Annotated in this window: 26 protein-coding genes; 9 read left to right on the top strand and 17 right to left on the bottom strand. The window is 67.8% G+C overall.

Annotated features, from left to right (window positions below; genetic code table 11):
* Window positions 1-21 precede the first annotated feature (21 nt).
* The 3 genes from L0977_RS07590 to L0977_RS07580 are packed head-to-tail and all read left to right on the top strand — an operon-like array spanning window position 22 to window position 2,303.
* Window positions 22-246 carry a recombinase-like helix-turn-helix domain-containing protein gene (locus tag L0977_RS07590; RefSeq protein ID WP_234264252.1) on the top strand — a complete coding sequence of 75 codons (225 nt, stop codon included), beginning with the start codon at window positions 22-24 and terminating at the stop codon, window positions 244-246.
* A gap of 29 nt (window positions 247-275) precedes the next feature.
* Window positions 276-1,304, top strand: a complete 1,029-nt coding sequence (locus L0977_RS07585) for an aromatic ring-hydroxylating oxygenase subunit alpha (RefSeq protein ID WP_234264251.1) — start codon at window positions 276-278, stop codon at window positions 1,302-1,304.
* 33 nt (window positions 1,305-1,337) lie between these two features.
* Window positions 1,338-2,303: a PDR/VanB family oxidoreductase gene (locus L0977_RS07580; protein ID WP_234264250.1), complete on the top strand. Its 966-nt coding sequence runs from the start codon at window positions 1,338-1,340 to the stop codon at window positions 2,301-2,303.
* 77 nt (window positions 2,304-2,380) lie between these two features.
* On the opposite strand, the gene L0977_RS07575 is transcribed toward L0977_RS07580, so the two are convergent.
* Window positions 2,381-3,514, bottom strand: a complete 1,134-nt coding sequence (locus tag L0977_RS07575) for an FAD-dependent monooxygenase (RefSeq protein ID WP_234264249.1) — start codon at window positions 3,512-3,514, stop codon at window positions 2,381-2,383.
* Between the two features lie 123 nt (window positions 3,515-3,637).
* On the opposite strand from L0977_RS07575, the gene L0977_RS07570 reads away from it, so the two are divergent.
* On the top strand, window positions 3,638-4,666 hold the full coding sequence (locus tag L0977_RS07570) for an AraC family transcriptional regulator (RefSeq protein ID WP_234264248.1): 1,029 nt from the start codon (window positions 3,638-3,640) through the stop codon (window positions 4,664-4,666).
* Here the strand turns inward: L0977_RS07570 and L0977_RS07565 are convergent.
* The 15 genes from L0977_RS07565 to L0977_RS07495 form a co-directional block, all read right to left on the bottom strand.
* Window positions 4,621-5,403 (bottom strand): SDR family oxidoreductase, encoded by a 783-nt coding sequence (locus L0977_RS07565; protein ID WP_234264247.1) that lies wholly within the window; start codon window positions 5,401-5,403, stop codon window positions 4,621-4,623. The genes L0977_RS07570 and L0977_RS07565 overlap by 46 nt on opposite strands.
* A 43-nt stretch (window positions 5,404-5,446) precedes the next feature.
* Entirely contained in the window at window positions 5,447-5,869 is a 423-nt protein-coding gene (locus L0977_RS07560) for a RidA family protein (protein ID WP_234264246.1), read from the bottom strand.
* Entirely contained in the window at window positions 5,869-6,198 is a 330-nt protein-coding gene (locus L0977_RS07555; RefSeq protein WP_234264245.1) for a hypothetical protein, read from the bottom strand. Before L0977_RS07555 ends, L0977_RS07560 begins: the two co-directional genes overlap by 1 nt.
* A 5-nt stretch (window positions 6,199-6,203) precedes the next feature.
* Window positions 6,204-7,199, bottom strand: coding sequence for a Bug family tripartite tricarboxylate transporter substrate binding protein (locus L0977_RS07550; protein ID WP_234264244.1), 996 nt, complete (start codon window positions 7,197-7,199; stop codon window positions 6,204-6,206).
* Window positions 7,200-7,212: 13 nt separating this feature from the next.
* Complete coding sequence (locus L0977_RS07545) at window positions 7,213-8,685, bottom strand: aldehyde dehydrogenase (RefSeq protein ID WP_234264243.1); 1,473 nt, start codon at window positions 8,683-8,685, stop codon at window positions 7,213-7,215.
* Window positions 8,686-8,695: 10 nt separating this feature from the next.
* Window positions 8,696-9,496 carry an aspartate dehydrogenase gene (locus L0977_RS07540; protein ID WP_234264242.1) on the bottom strand — a complete coding sequence of 267 codons (801 nt, stop codon included), beginning with the start codon at window positions 9,494-9,496 and terminating at the stop codon, window positions 8,696-8,698.
* A gap of 84 nt (window positions 9,497-9,580) precedes the next feature.
* On the bottom strand, window positions 9,581-11,245 hold the full coding sequence (locus tag L0977_RS07535; RefSeq protein WP_234264241.1) for a thiamine pyrophosphate-binding protein: 1,665 nt from the start codon (window positions 11,243-11,245) through the stop codon (window positions 9,581-9,583).
* 40 nt (window positions 11,246-11,285) lie between these two features.
* On the bottom strand, window positions 11,286-12,122 hold the full coding sequence (locus L0977_RS07530) for an IclR family transcriptional regulator (protein ID WP_234264240.1): 837 nt from the start codon (window positions 12,120-12,122) through the stop codon (window positions 11,286-11,288).
* A gap of 37 nt (window positions 12,123-12,159) precedes the next feature.
* Window positions 12,160-12,987: an alpha/beta fold hydrolase gene (locus tag L0977_RS07525; RefSeq protein WP_234264239.1), complete on the bottom strand. Its 828-nt coding sequence runs from the start codon at window positions 12,985-12,987 to the stop codon at window positions 12,160-12,162.
* Window positions 12,988-13,131: 144 nt separating this feature from the next.
* Complete coding sequence (locus L0977_RS07520) at window positions 13,132-13,629, bottom strand: cupin domain-containing protein (protein ID WP_234264320.1); 498 nt, start codon at window positions 13,627-13,629, stop codon at window positions 13,132-13,134.
* Between the two features lie 119 nt (window positions 13,630-13,748).
* The gene (locus L0977_RS07515) at window positions 13,749-14,510 is read right to left on the bottom strand and encodes an SDR family oxidoreductase (protein WP_370465285.1); all 762 of its coding nucleotides are present in this window, start codon (window positions 14,508-14,510) and stop codon (window positions 13,749-13,751) included.
* A complete protein-coding gene (locus tag L0977_RS07510; protein WP_234264237.1) occupies window positions 14,507-15,280 on the bottom strand; it encodes an ABC transporter permease in 774 nt (257 codons plus the stop codon). Before L0977_RS07510 ends, L0977_RS07515 begins: the two co-directional genes overlap by 4 nt.
* A gap of 33 nt (window positions 15,281-15,313) precedes the next feature.
* Window positions 15,314-16,312 (bottom strand): ABC transporter substrate-binding protein, encoded by a 999-nt coding sequence (locus tag L0977_RS07505; RefSeq protein WP_234264236.1) that lies wholly within the window; start codon window positions 16,310-16,312, stop codon window positions 15,314-15,316.
* 52 nt (window positions 16,313-16,364) lie between these two features.
* Window positions 16,365-17,180, bottom strand: a complete 816-nt coding sequence (locus L0977_RS07500) for an ABC transporter ATP-binding protein (protein ID WP_234264235.1) — start codon at window positions 17,178-17,180, stop codon at window positions 16,365-16,367.
* Between the two features lie 115 nt (window positions 17,181-17,295).
* Window positions 17,296-17,784 (bottom strand): MarR family winged helix-turn-helix transcriptional regulator, encoded by a 489-nt coding sequence (locus L0977_RS07495; RefSeq protein ID WP_234264234.1) that lies wholly within the window; start codon window positions 17,782-17,784, stop codon window positions 17,296-17,298.
* A gap of 142 nt (window positions 17,785-17,926) precedes the next feature.
* On the opposite strand from L0977_RS07495, the gene recA reads away from it, so the two are divergent.
* Both recA and recX read left to right on the top strand, forming a co-directional pair.
* Window positions 17,927-19,033: a recombinase RecA gene (recA, locus tag L0977_RS07490; RefSeq protein ID WP_234264233.1), complete on the top strand. Its 1,107-nt coding sequence runs from the start codon at window positions 17,927-17,929 to the stop codon at window positions 19,031-19,033.
* 11 nt (window positions 19,034-19,044) lie between these two features.
* Window positions 19,045-19,497 carry a recombination regulator RecX gene (recX, locus tag L0977_RS07485; protein WP_234264232.1) on the top strand — a complete coding sequence of 151 codons (453 nt, stop codon included), beginning with the start codon at window positions 19,045-19,047 and terminating at the stop codon, window positions 19,495-19,497.
* 101 nt (window positions 19,498-19,598) lie between these two features.
* Here the strand turns inward: recX and argC are convergent, their stop codons facing one another.
* On the bottom strand, window positions 19,599-20,522 hold the full coding sequence (gene argC / locus L0977_RS07480) for an N-acetyl-gamma-glutamyl-phosphate reductase (RefSeq protein ID WP_234264231.1): 924 nt from the start codon (window positions 20,520-20,522) through the stop codon (window positions 19,599-19,601).
* A 204-nt stretch (window positions 20,523-20,726) separates the two neighbouring features.
* On the opposite strand from argC, the gene sucC reads away from it, so the two are divergent.
* The 3 genes from sucC (at window position 20,727) to L0977_RS07465 (ending at window position 25,698) form a co-directional block, all read left to right on the top strand.
* The gene (gene sucC, locus L0977_RS07475) at window positions 20,727-21,887 is read left to right on the top strand and encodes an ADP-forming succinate--CoA ligase subunit beta (protein WP_234264230.1); all 1,161 of its coding nucleotides are present in this window, start codon (window positions 20,727-20,729) and stop codon (window positions 21,885-21,887) included.
* Between the two features lie 15 nt (window positions 21,888-21,902).
* Entirely contained in the window at window positions 21,903-22,796 is an 894-nt protein-coding gene (sucD, locus tag L0977_RS07470) for a succinate--CoA ligase subunit alpha (RefSeq protein ID WP_234264229.1), read from the top strand.
* 262 nt (window positions 22,797-23,058) lie between these two features.
* The gene (locus tag L0977_RS07465; protein ID WP_234264228.1) at window positions 23,059-25,698 is read left to right on the top strand and encodes a CHASE2 domain-containing serine/threonine-protein kinase; all 2,640 of its coding nucleotides are present in this window, start codon (window positions 23,059-23,061) and stop codon (window positions 25,696-25,698) included.
* Window positions 25,699-25,700: the final 2 nt, after the last annotated feature.

Genomic DNA, 25,700 nt, shown 5'->3' with positions numbered 1-25,700 from the left:
TGTTCCCCACGGAGAGACCCCATGCGCACCCCGGAGCTTTACAACGAAACGCACCAGACCCGCACCGCGCCGCCCACCTCCTACGAGAGTCTGCTGGGCGACTCGATCGAGCGCGCCTTCGCCCAGGGCATTCACGACCTGGCCGGCCTGGTGGCCTACCTGAACCAGGCCGGCCCCGCCGGTCCCAACGGCCAGCCCTGGACCGAAACCACCTACCAGCAGGAAATGGCCCGCCTGGGCGCCTGAGTCCGCCCGAACCCCACAGGAGTAAGCCGATGAACACCGCCGTCGTCAACGTCCAGCTCGATCCCGTCGATGCCGCCCTGGAGGTCGGGCTCAAAGACCTCTGGTACCCGGTCTGCCCGTCCAGCTTCGTGAAGGAAAGCCCGATCTCGCTGCGCCGCCTGGGCTACAAGATTGCGCTCTGGCGCGACCAGGCCGGCCAGGTCCACGCGCTGGAAGACCACTGCCCGCACCGGGGTGCCCCGCTGTCGCTGGGCGTGATCCTGGGCGACCGCATCGCCTGCCCGTACCACGGCGTCGAAGTGCGCCGCGACGGCACCGTGATGCGCGTGCCGGGCAGCCCGGGCTGCAAGCTCGAAGGTTCGCGCCCGACGCGCAGCTTCCACACGGCCGAGTCCAACGGCGCGATCTTTCTCTACAACGCCAGCAACCCGGCGCTGGACGAAGCGCCGCCGCTGCGCCTGCCCGAGCAACTGACCTCGCCCGAGTGGAGTTCGTTCCTGTGCTACACCGAGTGGGCCGGCGACTACCGCTACGTGATCGACAACGTCATGGACCCGATGCACGGCGCCTACCTGCACAAGCAGTCGCACACCATGAGCGAAGGCGACATGACGGCCGACTTCCAGATCCGCGACCTGCCCGAAGGCTTCATCTTCGAGAAGAAGGGCCAGCGCGATGTGAACTTCGACTGGACCGAGTGGATGGACACCGGCATCCACGTCATGCGGCTGGAAATTCCGTATCCGAAGACCGGCGGCCCTGGCGGCAACTTCACCATCATCGGCAGCTACACGCCCATCACCAACCGCGCGGCCGGCGTCTTCCACTGGCGCTGCCGCAAGGTGGACGGCTGGCAGCGCGACACCTGGCGCTTCCTCTACAAGAACCGCCTGGAAGAGCGCCACTGGAACGTGCTCGAACAGGACCGCCTGGCCGTGGAGAATATGGAGCCCGACGCCAACAAGCGCGAGCACCTGTACCAGCACGACATGGGCATCGTCCGGCTGCGCCGCCATCTGCGCAACCTGGCCACCAAGCAGCTGGACAAACAGGGTTGATCCTCACCTTTCAACGATTCCCTGATTCCTCCGATGAGCACCGCCACCACCTTGCAAGCCTGGGTCCACACACTGCGGCACGAAGCCGACGACATCATCAGCGTCGAGCTGCGACCGGTGGGGGGCGGCAGCTTCCCGGCTTTCGAGGCGGGGTCGCACATCGACCTGCACCTGCCCAACGGCCTGATCCGCAGCTACTCGCTGTTCAACGACAGCGGTGAAACCCACCGCTATGTGGTCGGCGTGCTCAAGGACAAGGCCAGCCGCGGCGGTTCGCGCTGCGTGCACGAGCAGTTGCGCGTGGGCATGCGCCTGACGATCAGCGCGCCGCGCAACAACTTTCCGCTGCATGAAGATGCGAGCCATTCGGTGCTCGTGGCCGGCGGCATCGGCATCACGCCCGTGCTGTGCATGGGCAAGCGCCTGAAGACCCTGGGCCGCAGCTTTGAATTCCTGTACTGCGCGCGCTCGCGGGCCAGCGCGGCCTTCGTGGCCGAGGTCGAGGCCCTGGGCGTGCCGGTGACCTGGCACTTCGACGACGAGCAGGGCGGCCCGCCCGACCTCCAGGCCCTGCTGGGCCGCCGCGCGCCCGCGGCCACCGAGCACTACTACGCCTGCGGCCCCACGGTCATGCTCGACAATTTCGAGAAGACCGCCGCCCGGCTGGGCCACACCCAGGCCCACATCGAGCGTTTCGCCGCCGTTGAGGTGGCCGCGTCGGCCGACGCGCGCCAGAGTTTCACGGTGGAACTGCGTCGCAGCGGCCAGACCTTCGAGGTCACGCCCGACAAGACCCTGCACCAGTGCCTGATCGAGCTCAAGGCCGACGTGCCCTTCAGCTGCGAAGAAGGCATCTGCGGTTCCTGCGAGACGCGCGTGCTCGAAGGCGTGCCCGATCACCGCGACTCCGTGCTCACGGCCGCCGAACAGGCGCGCAACGAGGTGATGATGGTCTGCGTTTCGGGCTGCAAGAGCAGCCGGCTGGTGCTCGACGTCTGAGACCCGGCGCGGTGTCCACATCCCGAAGGCATGCCCACCGGCATGCCTTTTTTTTGGGGCGCCGGCGGGGCGTCCGTTCACGCCAGCGGCACGTGCCAGGCGTCGTAGCCGTAGACCCAGTCGGCGTTGCCCTGGGTCTTCATCCACTGGTTGCCGCGCGAGCCGATCTGGATCTGCGCGGTGCGTTCCTTGCGCGCGTTTTCATAGGTCTGCAGCGCCCGCTCGGCCTCGGCGCGGGAGCCGGCGCCCGCGAGGGCCCGGCCCAGCACCACCGCGTCTTCGATGGCCATGCCCGCGCCCTGTGCCATGAAGGGCAGCATGGGGTGGCACGCGTCACCCAGCAGCGTCACAGTGCCCACCGACCAGCGCGGCAGCGGCTCGCGCTCGTACAGCGCGCTCTTGAGCGTGCTGTCGCAGGCGTCGAGCAGCGCGCGGGCGTCGGGGTGGAAGTCTTGGTAGAAGCTGCGCAGCTCGTTCACGTCGCCCTCGCTGGTCCACGACTCCTCGGTCCAGCTCTCCTGCCCGGTGGTGGCGAAGATGAAGGTTTCCCGGCCCTGGTTGAGCGGGAAGGTGACGATCTGGCTCTGCGGGTTGGGCCCCCACCACTTGGTGAAGGCCTCGATCTCGGGCACGTGCTGGACGCGCTCGGTCGGCACCACCGACCGGAACGAGACCACGCCAGTGAAGCGCGGGGACTCTTCGCCGAACAGGGCGGTGCGCACGCGCGAGTGGATGCCGTCGGCACCGATCACCACGTCGAAGCTGGGGCTGGTGCCATCCGCCAGCTGCAGGTGCACACCCTGGGCGTCCTGGGTCAGCGCCCGGATGCGCTGACCGAAGCGGATGTGTTCGATGGGGAACCGTTCGGCCAGCGCCTCGATGATGTCGGCGCGGTGGATGGTGACCTGTGGCGCGCCGTACCGGGCTTCGGCCACGTTGCTCATGCCCAGGCGCGACGTCTCCTGGCCGGTGTTCCAGTCGCGGCTGATGCGGAAGGTGGGCTGGGCACCGCGTTCGCGGATGGCGGCGCCGGCCCCCAGGCCGTCGATGGCGCGAACCACGTTGGGCGTGAGGTTGATGTCGGCCCCCACGCGCGAGAAGCCCTGGGCCTGCTCGAAGACGGTGACGTGGTGCCCCTGCTGCCGCAGCGCGATGGCCGCTGCGAGGCCGCCCACACCGCCGCCGGCGATGCCAATATTCAGTGTGCTCATGGGATGTTTCCGCAACAATGAGAAGGAAGCTGCATTGTTGGTGCGCGACGCCCTGGCCTCAACCGCTCTGACGCCCGAATGGGGCACACATCGTCCAGACTTCAACCGCCTTTGACCCCCGATATGGATGTCCTCAGCGAAGTGTTGTCCATCTGCCGCGCCGAACGCGCGGTGACGGCGCGTTTTCAGCTCTCCGCTCCCTGGGGCCTGCGCTCCGAGGGCGTGGCCGGCAGCGCCGTGATCCGCATGGCGCGCGGTGCGCCCTGGTGGGTGGCGGTGGCCGGCCAGGCGCCGCAGCGGGTCGCGCCGGGCGATCTGGTGATGCTGCCGCTGGGGGCGCCGCATGTCATGGGTTCGGGCCCGGACGTGCCGGCCCTGCCGTTTGCCGCGCTGCTGGAGCGGCGCACGCCCGGTGCCCGCGACGAGGCGCCGCTGCAACTGCAGCACGGCGGCGGGGGCGAAAGCAGCGACATGTTCAGCGCGCTGCTGTGGTTTTCGGCCTACTGCCGCCACTCGGTGCTGCGCATCCTGCCGCCGCTGCTGCACGTGCCGGCCGATGCCCTGTCGGCGGGCATGGGGCTGGCCGACACCATGCAGGCGCTGGTGACGGAGACGCTGGACCAGCGGCCCGGCTGGCGCGTGTCGGCCAGCCGCATGGGCGAGCTGCTGCTGATCAACCTGCTGCGCGCTTTCCTGACCGCGCAGCGTGCGCCGACTGGGGCCGGCTGGTGGCGTGGCCTGGCCGACCCGGCGCTGGCACGGGCCATCGCGGCCATGCACCGCGAACCGGCGCGCGCCTGGACGGTGGCCGCCCTGGCCGCTGAGGCGGCGATGTCCCGCTCGCGCTTCAGCGACCGCTTTCGCGGGCTGGTGGGCACGACGCCGATGGCCTACCTGGCGGCGCACCGCATGGCGCTGGCGGCCGAACAGCTGGAGGCCGGGCTGCTGCCGCTGGCCAAGGTGGCGCAGGATGCCGGCTACGAATCCGACAAGGTGTTCGCGCGCGCCTTCCGGCGCTGGGCGGGTGTGTCACCGACCCTTTACGCGCGGCGCGAGGGCGCGCGGCGCACGGCCATGGGGCGTGTCGATGCGGCCGCGCCGGCGCCTCAGAACACGCCCGGGAACGATCCGCCGTCGAGCAGCAGGTTCTGACCGTTGATGTAGCCCGCGTGCGCGCTGCACAGGTAGGCGCAGGTGTGGCCCAGTTCGCCGGGGGCGCCGAAACGGTGGGCCGGGTGTTTGGCCAGGCGCGCGGCCTTGACCTCGTTCACGCTGCGGCCTTCGCGCTGTGCCTGCGCCGCGAAGTTGCCGGCCAGGCGCGCGGTGTCGAAGGTGCCGGGCAGCAGGTTGTTGATGGTCACGCCGCGGCCGACGGTGCTGCGCGCCAGGCCGGCGACGAAGCCGGTCAGGCCGCTGCGTGCGCCGATGGACAGGCCCAGGCCGTCCACGGGCGACTTCACCGCGCTGGAGGTGATGTTGACGATGCGGCCCCAGCCGCGCGCCATCATGCCGTCCACCGTGGCCTTGATGAGCTCGATCGGCGCGAGCATGTTGGCGTCGATGGCCTGGTGCCAGGTGGCCTGGTCCCAGCGCCGGAAATCGCCCGGCGGTGGCCCGCCCGCGTTGGTGACCACGATGTCGAAGTCGGGGTGCGCGGCAAAGATGCGTGCGCGGCCTTCGGGGGTCGTCACGTCGGCGGCCACGGTGTCGACCAGGCCGCTGCCGGCGATGCCCCGCAGCCGGTCAGCGGCCTGGAGCAGCGGACCTTCGGTGCGCGCCACGATGACGAGGTGCACGCCTTCGGCTGCCAGCGCCTCGGCGCAGGCGTAGCCCAGTCCGGCGCTCGCGCCGCAGACCAGCGCCTTTTTGCCTTTGATGCCCAGATCCATCTTGGTTTTCCTTGTTACCGCCGCACGAGCCGCTGCGCGCGGGTCATGCCATGCGCAGGTCCACGTCCAGCCGGGCCCAGGCGTCGATCTCGACCCGGAGTTCGGGGAACACGAGGGCGCTCACCGACACCAGCGTCGAGCAGGGGTAGTGGCCCTCGAAGAAGTCCTTGCGGGCGCGGCCGACCTCGTCCTTGTCGGCGATGTCGGTCACGTAGACCACGGTCTTGACGATGTTGTGCTTGTGGCCGCCGGCGGCCTGCACCAGCGCTTCGAGCTTTTTCAGCACCATCAGCGTCTGTTCGTAGGCACCCAGCGGCTGGCCCTGTTCGGCGGCCTGCCGGGTGACCGGGTGGCCGGTCATGCCCGACATCACCACCTCGTGGCCGATGCGCCAGCCGTTGGTCCAGCTCGCGTGCGGCAGATCGGGCACCTGCGGGCTCTCGATCTTCTCGGCCCGGGTGCTCATCACTGGCCTCCGGCGCGCACGCGCTCGATGATGCGTTCGCGCACCGGCACGAAGTCGTAGGTCGGGTAGACCTCGGTGCTGAACACGCCCCAGGCCGAACGCTCCAGCTCCAGGTTGACCCGGCCCAGCAGGTGGGGCGGGACTTCCAGCGTCACGATCTGGCCCAGGCCCATGGCCACCGTCCACGAGACCACGCGCGTGCCCTCGACCGGAAAGCGGTCCCACCATTCGCTGGCCTTGAGTTTGGACTGCACGTCGTCGAGCGTCAGGCCCGGGTGGTGCTTGAGCACGATGGTCAGCAGCACATGGGGGTTGGGCGCATCGCTCATGCCGCTCATTCCATCTTGATGCCGCGCGCGGCGATGACCTTGGCCCAGCGGGCGGTTTCGTCCTGGATGTGGCGCGTGAAGGCGGTGGTGCGCAGGTCCCAGCGCACCAGGCCCTGGGTCTTCAGGCGCTCGGCCACGTCTGGCTGCGCCAGGATGTCCTGCGCATCGCGGGCGAGCTGTTCGGCCAGTTCGGCGGGCATGCCCGCCGGCGCCAGCAGGCTGTACCAGGACGGGATCTCGACGCCGGGCACGCCCTGCTCGGTGAAGGTGGGAATGTCGGGCACCGAGGGCGAGCGCTTGGCATCGGTGACGCCCAGGGCCACCAGCTTGCCGCTTTGCAGGTGCGGCAGCACGGCGGGCAGGTTGCTGAACATCAGCGGAATGGTGCCGCCCAGCACGTCGTTGAGCGCGGGCGCGGTGCCCTTGTAGGCGACGTGCAGGATGTCCACGTTGGCCTGCGACTTGAACAGCTCGCCGGCCAGATGCAGGCCGCTGCCGATGCCGGGCGAGCCGTAGCTCAGGCTGTCGGGCTTGGCCTTGGCGGTCTTGATCAGGTCAGGCAGGGTCTTGAGCCCGGTGGCCGGGTTGGCGACCAGCACGTTGGGCGTGGTGGCCAGCATGGTGACGGCGGTGAAGTCCTTCTCGATGCTGAAGGGGAACTTGGGCATCAGCGTCGGGTTGATGGTCAGGTTGCCCGCGGGGATGACCAGCATGGTGTGGCCGTCGGGCTTGGCGCGGCGGACCTTGTCCATGCCGATGTTGCCGGCGGCACCCGGCGCGTTGTCGACCACGCCCACCTGGCCGTACTTCTTGGCCAGGCCCTCGGCCAGCACACGCGCCAGCGTGTCGATCGGGCCACCGGGCGGGAACGGGGCAACCAGGGTGAACTTCTCGGACGACAAGGCCTTGTCGATCGCGGTCTGGGCGTGCAGCGGGGTGGTGGCGGCGAGCAGAGCGGCACAGGCCAGGGCGGAACGGGTCAGTTGACGGCGGGAAAGCATGGTGGTGATGTCCTCAGGAGAAGGCCCAGGGGTTGGGCTGTTCGTTCAGGCCGAAATAGAAACTTTTCTGGCTGGTGTATTCCAGGATGCCGAGACGGCCTTTTTCCTGGCCATAGCCGCTCATCTTCACGCCGCTGAACGGCGTGCTGATGGAGAAAACCTTGTAGGTGTTGACCCAGACGGTGCCGGTCTGCAGGGCCTTGCCGATGCGCCACGCGTTCTTGAAGTCGCGCGTCCAGATGCCCGAGGCCAGGCCGAACATATTGTTGTTGCACTGGGCGATCAGGTCGGCCTCGTTCTTCCAGGGCAGCAGGGCCAGCACCGGGCCGAAGATTTCTTCCTGGCACATGCGTGCGCTGTTGGGCAGGCCCTCGAAGATGGTGGGCAGGTAGTAGCTGCCGCCGTCGTAGTAGCCGCCGGTGGGGCGCTCGCCGCCACACAGCACGGTGCCGCCTTCGTCGCGGCCCATCTGCACGTATTTCTCGACGCTGGCGCGGTGGCCCAGGTTGACCAGCGGGCCCATCTGCGTGTCCTCGCGCGAGGGGTCGCCCACGCGCAGTTGGCGGGCGCCTTCGATCAGGCGGGCCTTGAACGCGTTGTAGACGCTCTCGTGCACGAAGGCGCGCGAGCCGGCGATGCACGATTCGCCCGACGAACTGAAGATGCCGTAGAGCACGCCGGCCACGGCGTGGTCGAGGTCGGCGTCGGGCATCACGATGGTGGGCGACTTGCCGCCCAGCTCCAGCGAGGTCGGCATCAGTTTCTCGGCCGCCAGGCGCTGGATGCCCATGCCCACGGTGGTGCCGCCGGTGAAGGCGATGCGCTTGATCAGCGGGTGCTTGACCAGCGCGTCACCGACGATGGAGCCCTTGCCGGGCAGCACGCTCACGATGCCGTCGGGCACGCCGGCCTGCTGGCAAATCTTGGCCAGTTCCAGCGCCATGCGCGGCGTGATCTCGGCCGGCTTGAACACCATGGCGCAGCCGGCGGCCAGGGCCGGTGCGAGCTTCTGCGCCTCGCTGGCGATGGGGCTGTTCCATGGCGTGATGGCGCCCACGACGCCCAGCGGCTCGTTGACGCTCATGCTCACGTAGTCGCCGCGCGAGGGCGTGATGGTGTCTTCCCAGGTTTCGGCGGCGGCGCCGAAGAACTGGAAGGTGCCGGCGGCGCTGGCCACCAGGGCGCGGCATTCCTTGATGGGTTTGCCGTTGTCCAGGCGCTGCAGCTGGGCCAGCTCTTCCGCGCGCTCGCGGATGCCGGTGGCGATGCGGTAGAGCATGCCGGCGCGCTCGTGGTGCTTCAGCTGGGCCCAGGCGGGTTGCTGGCGGGCTTTTTCGGCCGCTTGCACCGCCTCGTCGACGTCGGCCGCGTTGGCTGCGTTCAGGCGCGCCACGGTGCTGCCGTCGTGCGGGTATTCGGTGGTGTATTCGGGGCCGGAAGCGTCGCGCCACTGGCCGGCGATGAAGCTGTGCAGTTTTTCGGTCATGGCCGGGGTCTCAGATGGTGACGGTGGCGGTGCGGTTGTGCAGGAAGCGCAGCGCCGACAACACGGTCAGGGCCGAGGTCTTCGGGTTGTCGGGCAGGGGCTTGCCGCGCATGGTGATGCGCATCTCGCCGAAGGCGCCCCGCACCTCGATCTCGTGGATGTTTTCGCTCACGGTCGGGTCGGCGATCAGGCGCACGCGCGTGGCGTCCAGTCCCAGGCCGGCCAGCGAGATGGTGGCCGCCACGTTGGCGTTTTTCGGGTACAGGCGGGCCGCTTCGCGGGCGGTGTCTTCCAGGATCACGGTCGGCTCGGTGAGTGAGCCCAGGTCGGCCAGCGCTTCGGCGGGCGTGCCGCGCCAGCCGCTGGGGGGCTTGCGGCCGGTGTAGGTCACGGCGTCCAGGCCCGCGATGCGGGCGGCGGCGATCGCGTCCACGCCGCCGATGGCGCCCGAAAGCAGGTGCACCTGCGTGCCGCCCTGGGCGGCGGCATCGGCCAACTGCTCAGGCAGGCCGGGTTCGGACAGCGCACCGATGGAGAGCACGGCGCACTCGGTGCCGCGCAGCAGCGCCGGCACCACGTGTTCGGTCAGGGCTTCGTGGCCCGCGCACTCGACCACCAGATCGGTGTCGTGCGGCACGGCCGAAACGATGGCGATATCGGCTTGCAGCGCTGCGGCGTTCGCCTGCGCAGCGGCCGCGTGGGCCTCGGGCACCACCACATGGGTGATGCGCAGGCCGGGCTGGCCGGCCGAGCGCTGCAGCAGCGTGCGGCCGATGGCGCCGAAGCCGATCAGGGTGACGTTCTGGGTCATGGGCGGTCTCCTGCCGGGAAGCCGGGGCGGGCGCGCTCGGCGGGCCGCCGGAACGCAGCGTGAGGGGCGGGGGGGCGCATCGGGTCAGTCCTTCTTCTTCGGCGGGCCGGCGAACTTGGCCGCGAACGGTCCCCAGGCGGCCATGTCCACCTCGACCACGACCGGGCCGCTGGCGGCCAGCGCTTCGGTCAGCACGGCCTTGCTGTGGGCCGGATCGGCCAGTGCCAGGTGCTTGACCTTCAGGCTCGCGCACAGTTGCGCGAAGTCGGGCGTGTGCAGTTCCACATAGGCGTGGCGGCTGCCGTAGATGTCGTCCTGGATGTTCTTGATGACGCCATAACGCTGGTCGTTCATCACGATGAAGACCACGTCGGCCTGCTCCTGCGCGGCGCAGGCGAGTTCACCCACGTTGAGCATGAAGCCACCGTCGCCGCAGAGCGAAAGCGTCTTGCGGCCCAGGCCGTGTTCGGTGTTGGCGATGGCTGCGCCCACGCCCATGGCCAGGCCCTGGCCGATGCCGCCGCCCAGGGCGTGCACGCCGGCGCGCGGGTGGTCCAGCACCGGGGCACGGTTGCCCCACATGCTGTTGGACAGCGTGATGTCGCGCACCCACCAGATGTGCTTGCCGGCGACTTCGGCCAGCGTGTTTTTGAGCTTGACGTAGGGGCCCAGCGTGCCGTCCACCAGCGTGGCCGATTCGGCGCGGGCGCTTTGCACGTCGCGCGTGAGCTGCGGGTCGATCTTCATGCGGCCTTCCAGGCGGTCGGCCAGCGCGTCCAGCGTGAGTTGGGCGTCACCGCTGAGGAAGAATTCGTTCGTGTAGCCGCGGCCGTCGGCCAGGGCGTTGGCGTCGATGCGGTAGCGCGTCGCGGGCAGCTTGAGGCGGTAGTTCAGCGTTTCGTTGCTGCGCAGGCGCGTGCCCACGGCCAGCATGGCGTCGACGGTTTCGTAGAACTGTTCGCTGGGCTTCTGCAGGTTGTACGAGCCCAGGGTCTGCGGGTGGTCTTCGGCCACGATGCCACGGCCCTGCACCGAGGTGACGATGGCAAAGCCCATCTTCACGAAGCGGTCCACGGCGGCCACCGCGCCGCGTGCGCCGCCGCCCAGCCACAGCAGGGGACGCTGGGCTTTCAGCAGGCGTTCGGCCAGCACGTCGACGGCGGCCAGGTCGGGCTGCACAGGCGGCACCGCCAGCGGCGCCAGGTCGGCCGGCAGGTCCATCTCCATCTTCTGCACGTCGATCGGGATCTCGATCGACACCGGGCCGCAGGGCGGTGTGAAGGCCAAGCGCACGGCCTCGCGCAGCGTGGCCAGGGCGGTCTCGGGGTTGCGGATGCGGAAGGCGTCCTTGCCGACCGACTTGAGCATGGCCAACTGGGCCGGGTGCTCGTGGATGTAGCCCAGGTCGCGGTCGAGGAAGGGCGACTCGATCTGGCCCGTCAGGTGCAGCAGCGGCGTGCCGGCCGTGATGGCTTCGACCATGGCGCCGGCGGCATTGCCGCAACCCGTGCCGGTGCTGGTCACGCACACGCCCAGCGTGCCGCTGACGCGGGCGTAGGCATCGGCCATGTTGCAGGCACCGGCCTCGCCGCGGGCGGAGACGAAACGCAGTTGCTGGCGCCGGTGGAAGGCGTCCAGGATCGGCATGTTGTGGATCGAGATCACCCCGAAGGCGGCTTGGACGCCGCAGGCTTCCAGGAAGCGGGCGACCAGTTCGCCGACAGTGATGCGGATGGGGGTTGGGCTCATGGTGTGGTGATGAATGAAAGGCGTGCCGCTGACCCGGGGGTCAGGCCGCTTTGCGGGCCGGCGGATTGGGTTGCCAGGCACCGCGGTTGGGCAGGTGGCTGATGCGGTCGGTCAGTTGCGCGGCGGCGCCTTTGACCTGCTCGATGAGCTGCGGCAGCTCGGTTTCGTTCACGTGCTGGGCGGGCACGGCGATGCTCACGGCCGCCGCCACTTCGCCGCGGTCGTTGAAGACCGGTGCGCCGATGGTGGAGATGCCGGTTTCGAAGCCGCCCTGGCTCACACCGTAGCCGTCCAGGCGGTGCAGGTCGATCAGGATCTTGAGCTGTTCCAGCGTGGTGGGTGTGCGCGGGGTGTAGGCCGGCAGCGGGCTTTCGGGGTAGAGGTGGCGCAGCGCGGCCAGGTCCAGATTGCCCAGCAGCAGGCGGCCGAGCACGGTGGCGTGGGCCGGCAGGCGCGCACCGACCTGGATGGAATGGAACATGGCGTTGTGGCCGGCGGCCTTGGCGATGAACACCACGTCGCGGCCGTCGCGCACCACCAGGTGGGCCGAATAGCCGCAGCGGTCGCGCAGCTCTTCGATCACGGGGCGCCCGTGTTCGGTCAGCTCCATCGAGGCCAGGTATTCGAAGCCCAGGCGCAGCACCGCCAGCCCGAGCTTGTAGCTGTTGCCGTCGCCCACCCGTTCGACAAAACCGCCCTGTTCCAGCGTGAACAGCATGCGGAACACCGACGCGCGCGGCAGGTCGAGCCGGCGCGAGAGTTCGGCGCCGGTCAGTTCGCGGTCTTCGCGGTTGAACTGCATCAGCAGTTGCAGGCCACGCTGCAGCGCGGGCACGGTGTAGCGGTCGTCGGCGGAGGCGGTGTTCTTGTCGTTCATGGGGTTCCCTTGACTGGTGTTGGGCGGCGGGGCCGTCTCATCGCAAGCCGATGAGGGCGTTGACCTGCGCGGCCGCTTCCAGCGGACAGGCATGGCCGACGGGCCCCAGATCCTGCCAATCTTGCCCGACGCTGCGGGCCACCGCCTGGCACGCCGCCGGCGGCGTGATCGTGTCGGCATGGCCGCTGGCCACCCGCACCGGGCCGGGCAGTTGCACCAGGTCGGCCCCCAGGTCGGCCTGGTCGAGCAAGCGCGTGGCCTGGGTGTAGCCGCCCACGTGCACACGCGCCATGGTGTCGCGCACGGCTTCCACCAGTTCGGGGGCGGCGCTGGCCGACAGCATGGCCGCACCGCGCTCGCGGGCCATGCCGGCCGGGCCCAGGCGGGCCAGCATCGCGAGCCGGTTTTGCAGCTTCTGCTGGCGCTCGGCCTGCGGCGCCTGGCCGTAGCCGCGCGCCGGCGAGAGCAACACCAGGCGCTGCACGCGCGCAGCATGCTGCACCGCGGCGCGCGCGGCCATGATGCAACCCAGCGAATGCCCGACCAGCGTCACCGGGCCCTGCACGCCCAGGCTGTCCAGCCACTGCCACAGCCGGGCCGCGTACGCACCGGCATCGGGCGCCTCGCCCTCCAGCGGCGTGCTCTCGCCATAACCGGGCGCGTCCCAGGCCAGCGCCCGCAGACCGGTGGCCTGCGCCGCAGCCTGCAACTGGAACGCCCAGCTGCCGGCGCCCGAACCGATCCCGTGCAGCAGCACGTGGGTCACCGCACCGGCCGGGCCGGATTCGCGGTAACCCACGCGCACCCCGCCGCCCAGGTCGGCCAGGCGGGGCGGGTGCTGTAGCAAGAGAGCGGAAGGGTTCATGAAGCAATTGATCCGGAGAGAAGGGGCTTGGGTCCAGCAGGCGCCGCGGAACCGGCTCAGCCGGGCCGCTGGCGCCGTCCCCCCTCGAAGCGCCGAAGGCGCGCCACGGAGGGGGGAAGCCGCGTCAGCGGCGCAGGGGGGAGTTCACCGCTTGATCTTGGCCAGCGGCGAATCGGGCGGGTAGGTCGGGGTGATGGGCTTGGGCGAACCCAGCATCACGCACATCAGCGCGTCTTCGTCGCCGATGTTGTGCTCTTCGCGGTACACGCCCGGCGGCACCGAAATCAGGTCGCGCTCGCCGATCACGGCTTCCCATTTCTGCCCGTCCTTCTCGCAGACGACCTTCATCTGGCCGCGCATGACGAAGAAGATTTCTTCCACGTCGTAGTGGATGTGCGAGGGGCCGATGTTGCCGGCCGGGATCACCATGGTCGAGAAGGTGAAGTGCGCCGAGGGCACGGTGTTCATGTCCTTGGCCACGCCGGTGCCACCGGTGCCCACGTAGCGCATCTGCGCGCGGCGGTACTTGGGGTCGTAGTCGGCCTGGAACTTCAGCGCGTCCCAGTCGTAGCGGCGGGTGGACTTGCGCGCCACGCGCGATTCCATCCACTCGGCAAAGCTCTGGCCGGGCTGCTGCATCATGCCGGCCTGGATCTCGGCCTCGGGCGGGATGCGGGCGTCCATCAGGCCGCGCTCGTTGAACTGCGGCTCGTTGGCCGCAAGGGTCTGGCTGGGGATCGGAGCGTTCATGGGGCTTCCTTTCAGTTCATGACAAAACCGCCGTTGACCGGCAAAAGCTGACCGGTGACGAAACCGGCGCCGCGCGTGAGCAGGAACAGCGCGGCGGTATTCACGTCATCGGGCACCTGGGCGCGCGTGATCGCACGGCCCTGCATGTAGTAGTCGTGCCGGGCCTGGGGCACGTATTCGGTGGCTTCCACCAGGGTCAGGCCCGGGGCGATGGCGTTGACGGTGGTGCCGTCGGCGCCCATCTCGCGCGCCAGCGACCGGGTCATCGCGATCACCGCGCCCTTGCTCGCGGCATAGGCCAGCAGGCGGGGCGCGCCCCACAGCGCGGTGTCGGAGGCGATGTTGACCACGCGACCGCTGCCGCTGGCCGCCAGGTGCGGGCGCGCCGCGGCGGTGACCAGCCAGGTGCCGCGCACGTTCACGTCCATCACCCGGTCCCAGGTGTCCACGGACAGCTCGTCCATGGTCTTGCCGCCGGAGTTGGTGATGGCGGCGTTGTTGATCAGGCCATCCAGCCCGCCCAGCGCCTGCGCGGCCGCGTCCACACCCGCGCGGATGCTGTCGCCGTCGAGCAGGTCCAGCGGCACATAGTGAGCGGCTTCACCCAGCTCGGCCGCGAGGGCCTGGCCGCGTTCGTGCAGCACGTCGCTGATGACCACGCGGGCGCCGGCGGCCACCAGGGCGCGCGCGAAGCTTTCGCCCAGGCCGCGGGCCGCGCCAGTGACCAGCACGCGCCGGTCGTCGAGTCGGATCTCGGGGGTCATGCTCATCAGTTCCGTTGCGCGCTGGGCAGGTAATGCAGCACGCGCTTTTCGGCCAGCACCACGGCGTAGTAGGCGACGATGCCGATCACGGTGAGCGCACCGATGATCACGAACACGGCGGCCGTGTTGCCCTGGCCTTCGAAGAAGGTCAGCAGGTAGCCCAGGCCCATGTTGCCGCCCACCAGTTCGCCCACCACGACCCCGATCACCGCCAGCGTGCTGGCAATGCGCAGGCCCGAAAACAGGGGCGGCAGCGTGGTCGGAAACTCGACCATGCGGAACACCTGAAAGCGCGTGGCCGAAAACGAGCGGGCCAGGTTGATCAGGTCGCCGTCCATGGCGCGCATGGCCGACAGCACGTTGATGAGCACCGGGAAGAACACGATCAGGATGGCCACCAGGATCTTGGGGTAGACCGTGTAGCCCAGCCACATCACGAACAGCGGCGCGAACGCCACCTTGGGCGCGATCTGCAGCGCCAGCAGATAGGGCGAGAGCACCGCCTCCACCCGGGGCGAGACGCCCAGCGCGTAGCCGATCATGGCGCCGAGCCAGGAGCCGAGCACGAAGCCCACCACCACTTCCAGGCTGGTGATGCCGGCGTGCCAGAGCAGGCGTTCGCCGTGCCAGATGCGCACCGCTTCTTCGCACACCCGCGAGAAGGGCGGCAGCACGAACTCGGGCATGCCCACCAGGCCCGGGCCGTATTCCCAGGCCAGCAGGAACACCACGAGCACGCCCAGGCTCCAGGCGGCGGTGATCAGTTTTTCATTTCGCACGTCAGACTCCGTCTCGGCTCTCGGGGCGTTCGCTCACTTGCCCACGAACTGGTTGGTGTAGAGCTCCTTCAGCGCGGTTTCCTTGGGCACCACGCCGTTGCTCACGTAGAACTTCTGCAGGTCACCCAGGCGGGCCTCGTCCATCGCGCCGGGCACTTTCTGGCTGGCGTACACGTACTTGTTGTAGAGCTCGAAGGCCTTCTGGATGCTGGCTTCCTTGCCCTTGTGCACGGTCACATGCTGGGTGTAGACCTGCGCGGCGGCCTTCGGGTCGGCCATGATGTCCTTCATGCCCTTGAGCGTGGCGCGCACCAGCTTCTGGATCAGTTCCGGGTCCTTCTGGATCACTTCGTCAGACGCCAGGATGGCCTGGGCCATGCTCTTGAAATAGATGTCGGCCGGCAGGATGTCGACCTGCGCACCGGTGTCCATCACGTTCACCGTCCAGTCGGGTGTGCCGGCCATGGCGGAGGCCTTCTTGGCGGCAAACTGCTGCCACACCCCGGCCGGGCCGGCAGCCTGGATGTTCACGTCGTTCTTGGTCAGGCCGACTTTGCTGAGCATGCCCAGCAGCGCGTAGTAGGTGGTGTCGGTGTAGGCCAGCACGGTGACCGTCTTGCCCTTGAGTTCGCGCGGGCTTTCGATGCGTTCGTCCTTGTGGCTGACCAGTTGCATCAGCGAGCCGGCGCCCAGCACCGCCACGGCCTTGACCGGGATGCCCTGGGCGCGCGCGATGATGGGCGTGTCGCCGATGGCACCACCGATCACGGCGTTGCCGGCGCCAACCTGCTTGGCCACGTCCACGCCGCCCCGGGCGGTGACGAAACTGACCTTCAGGCCTTCCTTCTCGTAATAGCCCTTGGCTTGCGCCAGCATCCACGGACCGAAGGCCGGCAGCGTGCCGGGGGCGGGCAGCAGGTAGGTCACTTCGCGCAGCTGGGCCTGGGCGGCCAGCGGCGAAGCCAGGGCGGCGGCGGCCAGCAGGGTCAGGCAGGTGCGGCGGGTGCCGTGGAAGGCGCGCGGGAACTTCATGGTCGGACTCCGGGAAAGGTGGGGTGGGAACGGAGAGGGGAGGGAGGGGGATTCAGTGCACGTCGGCGTTGGCGTCGAGCTTGAGCAGGTCCATCAGGCGCGCCACGTAGTCGCCCACGTCGGCGTGCTTGCGGCGCTGCATGGGGTTGTCGCGGTCCGGGATGTCGACCACGATCTCCTCGACGATGGTGCCGGGGCGCTCGCTCATCACCAGGATGCGGTCCGACAGGGCCACGCCCTCGGCCAGATCGTGGGTGATGAACAGCACGGTCTTGCCGTTTTCCTTGACGGTGCGGGCCAGGTCCTGCTGCAGGATCATCTTGGTCTGGGCGTCCAGAGCGGAGAAGGGTTCGTCCATCAGCAGCACCAGCGGGTCGACCGCCAGCGTGCGGGCCATGGCGGCGCGCTGGCGCATGCCGCCCGAGAGCTGGTTGGGGTAATGGCCCTCGAAGCCTTTGAGGTGGCACTGGGCCAGCAGACGGGTCGAGATGGCGCGCCGCTCGGCAGCCTTCACACCGCGCAGCTCCAGGCCGAATTCCACGTTCTGCGCGATGGTGCGCCAGGGCATCAGCAGGTCCTTCTGCAGCATGAAGGCCACGTGCATGTTCGGCCCGGCCACCACCTCGCCACCCACCTTCACCGTGCCCGCCGACGGTCTGGACAGGCCGGCGCCCATGTTCAGCAGCGTGCTCTTGCCACAGCCGGAAGGCCCGATGATGGAGACCACCTCGCCCTGTGCGATCGACAGGTTGACGTCGCGGGCGGCGAGCACGTCGGGCGCGCCGTTGCGGCCAGGGAAACGCTTGTCCACGCCGATGAACTCGATCGCGGGCACATGGGAAGCGGAGGCGGTGGAGGAAGCGTTCATGGCGGTGCGATTGGTTTACTAATGAAACGTTGATTCATTACGGAATCAATCGTAGCCCTGCCCTGTGACGCTGTGGGCAAATGCCGATCAAAAAACTGGGGTATTGGCGGACCGATCAGGTCCGGTAGGCCTCCAGACCGAGGGTCACGACCGTGGCCACCTCGGGGCCGACGAGGGCGCGGAATTCGGCTTCCGCCTGGGCCACCGCCTGTCGGAAGGCCGCCAGCCACAGCAGGCCCGTGGCGGTGAAGACGATGCGGCGGGCGCGGGCGTCCAGCGGGTCGGGCTCGCGCCGCACCAGGTCCCAGGCTTCGCACTGGTCCACCAGGGTGCCCATGGCCTGTTTGCTCATGCCGGCACTGGCCGCAAGTTCGGTCAGGCGCGAGCCCTGCAAGGCCAGGTGGCGGGTGATGTGGATGTGCGCGGCACCCACCTGCTGCCGCGCCGCCAGGTTCGACAGTGCCAGCGGCACATGCGGGTTGTGCGCCATCAGGTGCAGCACGCGTTCGTCGAAGCGCCGCAACGCTTCGCCCAGCAGCCGGCCCAGGTGGCTGGCGCGCCAGCGGTCGTCGAGTTCGGTCGGGCTGGGCTGCTCAATGCTCACGGTTCAAATAGTAAGGCAAACTGACCAAAAATCCTGAAATTAAACAGGTATTCCTCGATAAACTCCTGTTCAAGCATCCAGCCTGTATGAAAAAACAAGCCACGGTGCCTCCCCATTTCAATCCCCGCACAGGAGCATTTCCATGGACGCCGCCGTGAAGAACAACGCCCTCAACAGCGAAAAGGCCAAGGCCTTGCAGGCCGCGCTGGCCCAGATCGAAAAGCAGTTCGGCAAGGGCACGATCATGAAGCTCGGCGAAGGCGAGCAGATCGAGGACATCCAGGTCGTCTCCACCGGCTCGCTGGGCCTGGACATCGCGCTCGGCGTTGGCGGTCTGCCGCGTGGCCGCGTGATCGAGATCTACGGCCCGGAATCGTCGGGCAAGACCACGCTGACGCTGCAGGTCATCGCCGAAATGCAGAAGCTCGGTGGCACCTGCGCCTTCGTCGACGCGGAACACGCGCTGGACGTGCAGTACGCCCAGAAGCTGGGGGTCGAGCTGCCGGAGCTGCTCATCAGCCAGCCCGACACCGGCGAGCAGGCGCTGGAAATCGTCGATTCGCTGGTGCGCTCCGGCGCGGTCGATCTGGTTGTCGTCGACTCGGTGGCCGCGCTCACGCCCAAGGCGGAAATCGAAGGCGAAATGGGCGATCAACTGCCCGGCCTGCAGGCGCGCCTGATGAGCCAGGCGCTGCGCAAGCTCACCGCTACCATCAAGAAGACCAACTGCACGGTGATCTTCATCAACCAGATCCGCATGAAGATCGGCGTGATGTTCGGCAGCCCCGAAACCACCACCGGGGGCAACGCGCTCAAGTTCTACGCCTCGGTGCGCCTGGACATCCGCCGCACCGGCACGATCAAGAAGGGCGAAGAGGCCATCGGTAACGAAACCAAGGTCAAGGTGGTCAAGAACAAGGTCGCGCCCCCGTTCAAGACGGCCGAATTCGACATCCTGTTCGGGGAAGGCATCAGCCGCGAGGGCGAGATCCTGGACCTCGGGGTGGTGCACAAGGCGATCGAAAAATCCGGCGCCTGGTACGCCTACGGTGGCGAGAAGATCGGCCAGGGCCGCGACAACGCGCGCGAGTTCCTCAAAGAGAACCCGGACCTGCGCGTGGAAATCGAGAACAAGGTGCGCGAAGCGCTGGGTGTGCCGCTGCTGCCGGTTGATGGGGCGCCCGAAGAGGCGGCGCCGGCCAAGGGCCGCAAGGGCAAGGCGGCTGCCGACACCGAGGCGGCCGAATAAGGCGGCCTCCCGTGGGTTTCGAGACGCTTTCGCTCAAGGGCCGCGCACTGCGGCTGCTGGCCGGCCGCGAACATTCGCGCGCCGAGCTGGAGAAAAAGCTGGCGGCCCACGAAGTCGAGGAAGGCGAACTGCAGCGGGCGCTGGACGAGCTGGAGGCCAAAGGCTTCATCAACGAGCAGCGCGTGGTCGACTCGGTGCTGCACCGCCGTGCTGCGCGTCTGGGGGCTGGCCGTGTCAAGCAGGAACTGCAGGCCAAAGGCATCGGTGCCGCAGCGGTGGCCGAGGCGGTGGAGGCACTGCGCGGCACCGAGGTGGCGCGTGCCCGCGAAGTCTGGCGCAAAAAGTTCGGCGAAGCGGCGGCCGACGCCGCGGGGCGTGCTAGGCAGATGCGCTTCCTGGCCTCGCGCGGTTTTGGCACCGAAGCGATCCGCCGCGTCGTGACGGGCGGCGACGAGGAGGACTGATCGGCAGGCGGGCCAGGCGGTGAGTCCGATCCGAGGCTGGCCCCGCCGGCACTGGCCGGCAAGGCTGTGCTTTCTGAAGGCGAGCGGCGACTGGTGCCGGGTTACAGCCCGAGCATGAGCTGCAGGTTCTGCACCGCCGCACCGCTGGCGCCCTTGCCCAGGTTGTCCAGGCGGGCGATCAGCACCGCGTGGCGGTGGATTTCGTTGGCGAAGACGCGCAGCTCCAGCTGGTTGGTGTCGTTGAGCGCCGTGGCGTCCAGCTTGCCGCTGTCGGTGGCGGGTTCCACGCTCACCCAACCGCCTTCGGCGCGGCTGGGGGCGTAATGCGCCACCAGGGCATCGTGCAGGTCGCTCGCTTTGGGGCGACCGGGCAGCTCGTCCAGATGCAGGGGCAATTGCACCAGCATGCCCTGGCGGAAGTTGCCAACGGCCGGCGTGAACAGCGGGCGGCGTTGTATGCCGGTGTAGCGCATGATCTCCGGCAGATGTTTGTGGGTCAGGCCGAGCGCATAGGCTTCGTGCAGCGGGGCCTCGCCTTTTTCATAGGCTTCGATCATGCTGCGGCCGCCGCCCGAATAACCGCTGACCGAAGGCAGCGCCACGGGAAAGTCCGGGGGCAGCAGACCGGCGTCGACCAAGGGGCGCAACAGGGCAATGGCACCGGTGGCGTAACACCCCGGATTGGCAACGCGCTCGGCGGCCTGCACGGCGGCCTTCTGGCCGGCATGCAGTTCGGGGAACCCGTAGGTCCAGCCGTCGGCGCAGCGGTGGGCGGTGGACGCATCGATGATGCGTGGCCGCCGGCCATCGAGGCTGTCGATCATGGCCACCGATTCGATGGCGGCGTCGTCATGCAGGCACAGCACGACCAGATCCGCCTGTGCCATGAGTTCGCGCTTGGCTTCAGGGTTCTTGCGACGGGCGGGATCGATGCTCAGCAGCTGGACGGTGGGCATCTGCTGCAACCGTTCGCGGATCTGCAGGCCGGTGGTGCCGGCTTCGCCGTCGATGAATACCTGGGCCATGGGGAAACAACCTTGTCAGTTGGGGTTCAGGGAGGCTTTTATAATTATGTATTACGCACGAAGGCGCGCGTGTGCAAGGTCACGCTCACCGGATTGGTGCGTCGCACCATGATACATTCACCGGTTGCTGTGTCCAGAGCCTGCGCACCGGCCTCGTCCCCTTCGGGCCGGCAATAAAAACCCCTTCAGTCTGAGAGAGACCTCATGAAGATTCACGAATACCAAGGCAAGGAAATCTTGCGTCAGTTCGGTGTGCCGGTGCCGCGCGGCATTCCCGCGTTCACGGTGCAAGAAGCCGTGGAAGCCGCCCAGAAGCTGGGTGGTCCGGTCTGGGTGGTGAAGGCCCAGATCCATGCCGGTGGCCGCGGCAAGGGCGGTGGCGTGAAAGTGGCGAAGACGATCGATGACGTCAAGGCGCGCGCCAGCGACATCCTGGGCATGCAACTGGTCACGCACCAGACCGGCCCCGAAGGCCAGAAGGTCCGCCGCCTCTACATTGAAGATGGCGCCGACATCAAGAACGAGCTGTATGTGTCGCTGGTCACCGACCGCGCCACGCAGAAGGTGGCCCTGATCGCTTCCAGCGAAGGCGGCATGGACATCGAGGAAGTGGCCCATTCCACGCCCGAAAAGATCGTCACCGAGATGATCGATCCGCTGACTGGCATCACCGAAGCGCAGTCGCGCAAGGTCGCTGCGGCCATCGGTCTGACCGGCGCTTCCGTGGACCAGGCGGTGGACATCTTCGCCAAGATCTACAAGTGCTACATGGACACCGACGCGTCGCTGGTCGAGATCAACCCCCTGAATTGCGATTCCAAGGGCAACCTGATGGCTCTGGACGCGAAGTTCAACTTCGACGCCAACGCGCTGTTCCGCCATCCCGAAATCGTGGCCTTCCGCGATCTGGACGAAGAAGACCCGGCTGAAATCGAGGCCTCCAAGTTCGACCTGGCCTACATCAGCCTGGACGGCAACATCGGCTGCCTGGTCAACGGCGCTGGCCTGGCCATGGCCACCATGGACACGATCAAGCTGTTCGGCGGCGAGCCGGCCAACTTCCTCGACGTGGGCGGCGGCGCCACCCCCGAGAAGGTCACCGAAGCCTTCAAGATCATGCTGAAGAACCCCAAGGTCGAAGGCATCCTGGTGAACATCTTCGGCGGCATCATGAAGTGCGACACCATCGCCACCGGCGTGATCACCGCCTGCAAGGCCGTGAACCTGAACGTGCCGCTGGTCGTGCGCATGAAGGGCACGAACGAAGAGCTGGGCAAGAAGATGCTGGCCGAATCCGGCCTGCCCATCATCGCTGCCGACACCATGGCCGAAGCCGCGACGAAGATCGTCGCCGCCGTCAAGTAAGCCCGGAGAACACTCATGTCGATCTACATCAACAAAGACACCAAGGTCATCACCCAAGGCATCACGGGCAAGACCGGCCAGTTCCACACCGAAAAGTGCCAGGAATACGCGAACGGCAAGAACTGCTTCGTGGCAGGCGTGAACCCCAAGAAGGCGGGCGAGTCGATCTTCAATATCCCGATCTACGCCTCCGTCAAGGAAGCCGCCCAACAGACTGGCGCCACCGTGTCGGTGATCTACGTGCCGCCCGCAGGCGCCGCTGACGCGATCTGGGAAGCTGTCGAAGCCGACCTCGACATGGCGATCTGTATCACCGAAGGCATTCCGGTCAAGGACATGCTGATGGTGCGCAACAAGATGAAGGCCAAGGAAGCTGCCGGCGGCAAGAAGACCTTGCTGCTGGGCCCCAACTGCCCCGGCCTGATCACGCCTGACGAGATCAAGATCGGCATCATGCCCGGTCACATCCACCGCAAGGGCCGCATCGGCGTGGTCTCGCGCTCCGGCACGCTGACCTATGAAGCCGTGGCCATGCTGACCGAAGTCGGCCTGGGCCAGTCGAGCGCTGTGGGCATTGGTGGCGACCCCATCAACGGCCTCAAGCACATCGACGTGATGAAGGCCTTCAACGACGATCCAGACACCGACGCCGTCATCATGATCGGTGAGATCGGTGGTCCGGACGAAGCCGACGCTGCCCAATGGTGCAAGGCCAACATGAAGAAGCCGATCGTCGGCTTCATCGCTGGCGTCACCGCCCCTCCCGGCAAGCGCATGGGCCACGCCGGCGCGCTGATCTCCGGGGGTGCGGACACCGCCGATGCCAAGCTCGCCATCATGGAAGAGTGTGGCTTCGTCGTGACGCGCAACCCTTCCGAGCTGGGCAAGCTGCTCAAGGCCCAGCTGTAAGCAGCTACACCACGGGTACCCGTCTCGAAGGGGCAGCGCGCGAGCGCTGCCCCTTTTTCCTTTGACACCAGGCTTCGGACCGTCTGGCGGTTTGCCGGTATGGCCGGCGGTGCGGGAGACGCGGTGTCGCCCACAATGCCTGCCCGCCTGGGCTGAATTTTTGGGGCAGGCGGCCGATGAGACTTGTTGTGACTGTTTTTAACCAATCTGCGCGCCGGTAGATGCTGCCTTGAGCCCTCGTCCCCTGCCACGATCCCGCAAGATGGCCCGATCGACCTACTGGCGATCGGGCTCTTTTGTCGCGCTCGTGATCGTGGTGGTGGTGACGCTGCTGCATGTGAGTACCGACCTGATCGACGGTCTGGAACGCCGGCTCTACGACCTGGGCAGCACCCACACGGGACGCACGCCGAGCGACCGCATTGCCGTCATCGCGATCGACAACCGCAGCATCGAGAACGTGGGGCGCTGGCCTTGGCCGCGTGATCTGCACGCGCAGATGATCGACCTGCTGGTGGGGGGGGGCGCCAAAACGATTGCCCACACCGCCTTCTTTTTCGACCCGCAGATCGCCGAGGGGTTGCCGTCGCTGCGGGGTTTGCGGGAAATGATCCAGGGCAATGCGCCGGCCGATCTCGGGCCGGTGGCCAAGGAATGGCTGACCCGCTACATCAATGAACGCGAGACGGCACTCGACCGGGATGAGCGGCTGGCGGCCAGCATCCGGTCGGCGGGCAATGTGGTGCTGCCTGCGTTTTTCCTGCTGGGAGAGCCCGAAGGGCCGCCGGATGCTCCGCTGGCCGCCTATGGCCAGCGTCATGCGCTCAGCGACACCCAGGGCTGGGGCCTGCCCGCAATCGCGGCCCAAATGCCTTTGGGGGCCTTCGGCGAGCCGGCGACTGGCATCGGGCATCTGAACCAGTGGCTGGATTCCGATGGCGTGCTGCGGCAGGAACCTTTGCTGATCCATTTCGACGGCTACGCCATGCCTTCCATGGCGCTGGTGACCGCGGCCCGGAGCCTGAATCTTGGCACCGCCGACCTGGGGTTCGAGCCGGGGGTCGGGGTGCGCCTGGGCCGGCGGCTGATTCCGACGGACGATCGGGCCATGGTGCTGCCCCAGTTCTATCCGGATCGGAACGGGCACCCAGCATTCAGCGAGGACTCGTTTTTCGACGTGCTGAGCGGGCAGATTCCGGCCAGCAAGTACGCCGGCAAGATTGTCATCATCGGCGCGACGGCTGCTGGCGTGGGGACGGTGTTCAGCTCCCCCATCTCACCCGCCATGGCTCCGGCCAGCATCCTGGCACACGTCACGTCCAGCATTCTGCAGAACCATTTCATCGCGGTGCCTGCCTGGGCGGGTGGTATGGAGGGCGGTGTCTTTTTGCTGATCGCTGTCTATCTGGTGGCGGTGCTTCCCCGCTGGGGCGCTGCACGCGGGGCCTGGGTGTCCGGGGGGCTCTTTGTGGGGCTGCTTGGTCTGGAATATGGCCTGCTGGCCTGGCAGGCGGTCTGGCTCCAGATGGTGCTGCCGGCCCTGTTGCTGCTGTTCGGCTACCTGGCGTTGACCACGCGCCGGTATCTGGTCACCGAAACCCGCACCCGCCGTGCCGACGCCGAGTCGGCCGAAACCAACCGGCAGATGGGGCTGGCGCTGCTGGGGCAGGGGCAGCCTGATCAGGCCTTCGACCGCTTCCGACGCGTGCCGCACAGCGACGCGCTGATGGCCAACCTGTCCCAATTGGCCCTCGACTTCGAGCGCCGCCGCCAGTTCGGCAAGGCGCAGTCGGTGTACGAGCACATGCTCGGGCTGGAGCCCGGGGGTTCGGCGACCCAGGAGCGGCTGGAGCGGGTGCGCCGGCTGGACGACAGCCTGATGCTGGGCACGCAGGTGGCTCACCCCGGAGGCAATCTGGTGCTGGATACCGCAGGCCTGGAAAAGCCGATGCTGGGCCGATACCGCATCGAAAAAGCGCTGGGCAAAGGGGCGATGGGCGTGGTCTATCAGGGGCAGGACCCCACGATTGGCCGGGTCGTCGCGATCAAGACCCTGGCGTTGTCTGCCGAGTTTGAAGGCCCGGAACTGCAGGCGGTGCGGGAGCGATTCTTCCGCGAAGCGGAAACAGCAGGCCGGTTGCAGCACCCGCACATCGTGACGATTTTCGACGCTGGCGAGGAGCACGACCTGGCTTACATCGCCATGGAATTCCTGCGTGGTCACGATCTCTCGGCGCATACCCGCCCCGGGCGGCTGTTGCCCGCTGCCGAAGTGTTGCGCATCGGGCAGGTCGTGGCGCAGGCGCTGGACCATGCGCACGAGCAGCAGGTGGTGCACCGCGACGTCAAGCCAGGCAATGTCATGTACGACCCGGCGAGCGGCGGGGTCAAAGTCACCGATTTCGGCATCGCGCGCGTCACCGGCTCCAGCCGGACCAAAACGGGCGTGGTGCTGGGCACGCCCAGCTTCATGTCGCCCGAGCAGCTCGCGGGGCGCCGGATCGATGGCCGGTCCGATCTCTATTCGCTGGGCGTGATGCTGTTCCAGATGCTGACGGGGTCTTTGCCATTCCAGGCCGATTCGATGGCTGCGCTGATGTACCAGATTGCCAACCAGCCCGCGCCGGACCTGTCGAGCCTGCGCCCCGACCTGCCGCCCGGGTTGGGCCAACTGCTGGCTGCGGTGCTGGCCAAGGACCCGGCGTTGCGCCCTCAGCGGGGGCGCGACCTGGCGGAAGCACTGGCCCGCTGGGCGGCTTCCGTGGCACCAGAGGCGCCCGCTGCAGCAGAGCAGCCTGGCAATGCCCTGGCAACGGAAGCCTTGCCGGGAGCAGCGTCACCGACACAAACCGCAGTACAAACACAGGTCTGGGTACGGACCGAATCCGATATCCGGCTATAAAG

It is taken from the genome of Hydrogenophaga sp. NFH-34, from assembly GCF_021401345.1.
Lineage (GTDB): Bacteria > Pseudomonadota > Gammaproteobacteria > Burkholderiales > Burkholderiaceae_C > Hydrogenophaga > Hydrogenophaga electricum.
This window is presented reverse-complemented; position numbering and strand designations above follow the sequence as displayed.

What these genes read in the sequence shown, in the direction of transcription:
- L0977_RS07535 (WP_234264241.1), bottom strand. Translation starts at nt 11,245, where the DNA reads ATGAGCCCAACCCCCATCCGCATCACTGTCGGCGAACTGGTCGCCCGC.
- L0977_RS07520 (WP_234264320.1), bottom strand. Translation starts at nt 13,629, where the DNA reads ATGATGCAGCAGCCCGGCCAGAGCTTTGCCGAGTGGATGGAATCGCGC.
- recA (WP_234264233.1), top strand. Translation starts at nt 17,927, where the DNA reads ATGGACGCCGCCGTGAAGAACAACGCCCTCAACAGCGAAAAGGCCAAG.
- L0977_RS07580 (WP_234264250.1), top strand. Translation starts at nt 1,338, where the DNA reads ATGAGCACCGCCACCACCTTGCAAGCCTGGGTCCACACACTGCGGCAC.
- L0977_RS07505 (WP_234264236.1), bottom strand. Translation starts at nt 16,312, where the DNA reads ATGAAGTTCCCGCGCGCCTTCCACGGCACCCGCCGCACCTGCCTGACC.
- L0977_RS07575 (WP_234264249.1), bottom strand. Translation starts at nt 3,514, where the DNA reads ATGAGCACACTGAATATTGGCATCGCCGGCGGCGGTGTGGGCGGCCTC.
- sucC (WP_234264230.1), top strand. Translation starts at nt 20,727, where the DNA reads ATGAAGATTCACGAATACCAAGGCAAGGAAATCTTGCGTCAGTTCGGT.
- L0977_RS07500 (WP_234264235.1), bottom strand. Translation starts at nt 17,180, where the DNA reads ATGAACGCTTCCTCCACCGCCTCCGCTTCCCATGTGCCCGCGATCGAG.
- L0977_RS07570 (WP_234264248.1), top strand. Translation starts at nt 3,638, where the DNA reads ATGGATGTCCTCAGCGAAGTGTTGTCCATCTGCCGCGCCGAACGCGCG.
- L0977_RS07565 (WP_234264247.1), bottom strand. Translation starts at nt 5,403, where the DNA reads ATGGATCTGGGCATCAAAGGCAAAAAGGCGCTGGTCTGCGGCGCGAGC.
- L0977_RS07555 (WP_234264245.1), bottom strand. Translation starts at nt 6,198, where the DNA reads ATGAGCGATGCGCCCAACCCCCATGTGCTGCTGACCATCGTGCTCAAG.
- L0977_RS07545 (WP_234264243.1), bottom strand. Translation starts at nt 8,685, where the DNA reads ATGACCGAAAAACTGCACAGCTTCATCGCCGGCCAGTGGCGCGACGCT.
- L0977_RS07465 (WP_234264228.1), top strand. Translation starts at nt 23,059, where the DNA reads ATGGCCCGATCGACCTACTGGCGATCGGGCTCTTTTGTCGCGCTCGTG.
- L0977_RS07530 (WP_234264240.1), bottom strand. Translation starts at nt 12,122, where the DNA reads ATGAACGACAAGAACACCGCCTCCGCCGACGACCGCTACACCGTGCCC.
- L0977_RS07560 (WP_234264246.1), bottom strand. Translation starts at nt 5,869, where the DNA reads ATGAGCACCCGGGCCGAGAAGATCGAGAGCCCGCAGGTGCCCGATCTG.
- L0977_RS07525 (WP_234264239.1), bottom strand. Translation starts at nt 12,987, where the DNA reads ATGAACCCTTCCGCTCTCTTGCTACAGCACCCGCCCCGCCTGGCCGAC.
- argC (WP_234264231.1), bottom strand. Translation starts at nt 20,522, where the DNA reads ATGGCCCAGGTATTCATCGACGGCGAAGCCGGCACCACCGGCCTGCAG.
- L0977_RS07585 (WP_234264251.1), top strand. Translation starts at nt 276, where the DNA reads ATGAACACCGCCGTCGTCAACGTCCAGCTCGATCCCGTCGATGCCGCC.
- L0977_RS07550 (WP_234264244.1), bottom strand. Translation starts at nt 7,199, where the DNA reads ATGCTTTCCCGCCGTCAACTGACCCGTTCCGCCCTGGCCTGTGCCGCT.
- sucD (WP_234264229.1), top strand. Translation starts at nt 21,903, where the DNA reads ATGTCGATCTACATCAACAAAGACACCAAGGTCATCACCCAAGGCATC.
- L0977_RS07590 (WP_234264252.1), top strand. Translation starts at nt 22, where the DNA reads ATGCGCACCCCGGAGCTTTACAACGAAACGCACCAGACCCGCACCGCG.
- L0977_RS07540 (WP_234264242.1), bottom strand. Translation starts at nt 9,496, where the DNA reads ATGACCCAGAACGTCACCCTGATCGGCTTCGGCGCCATCGGCCGCACG.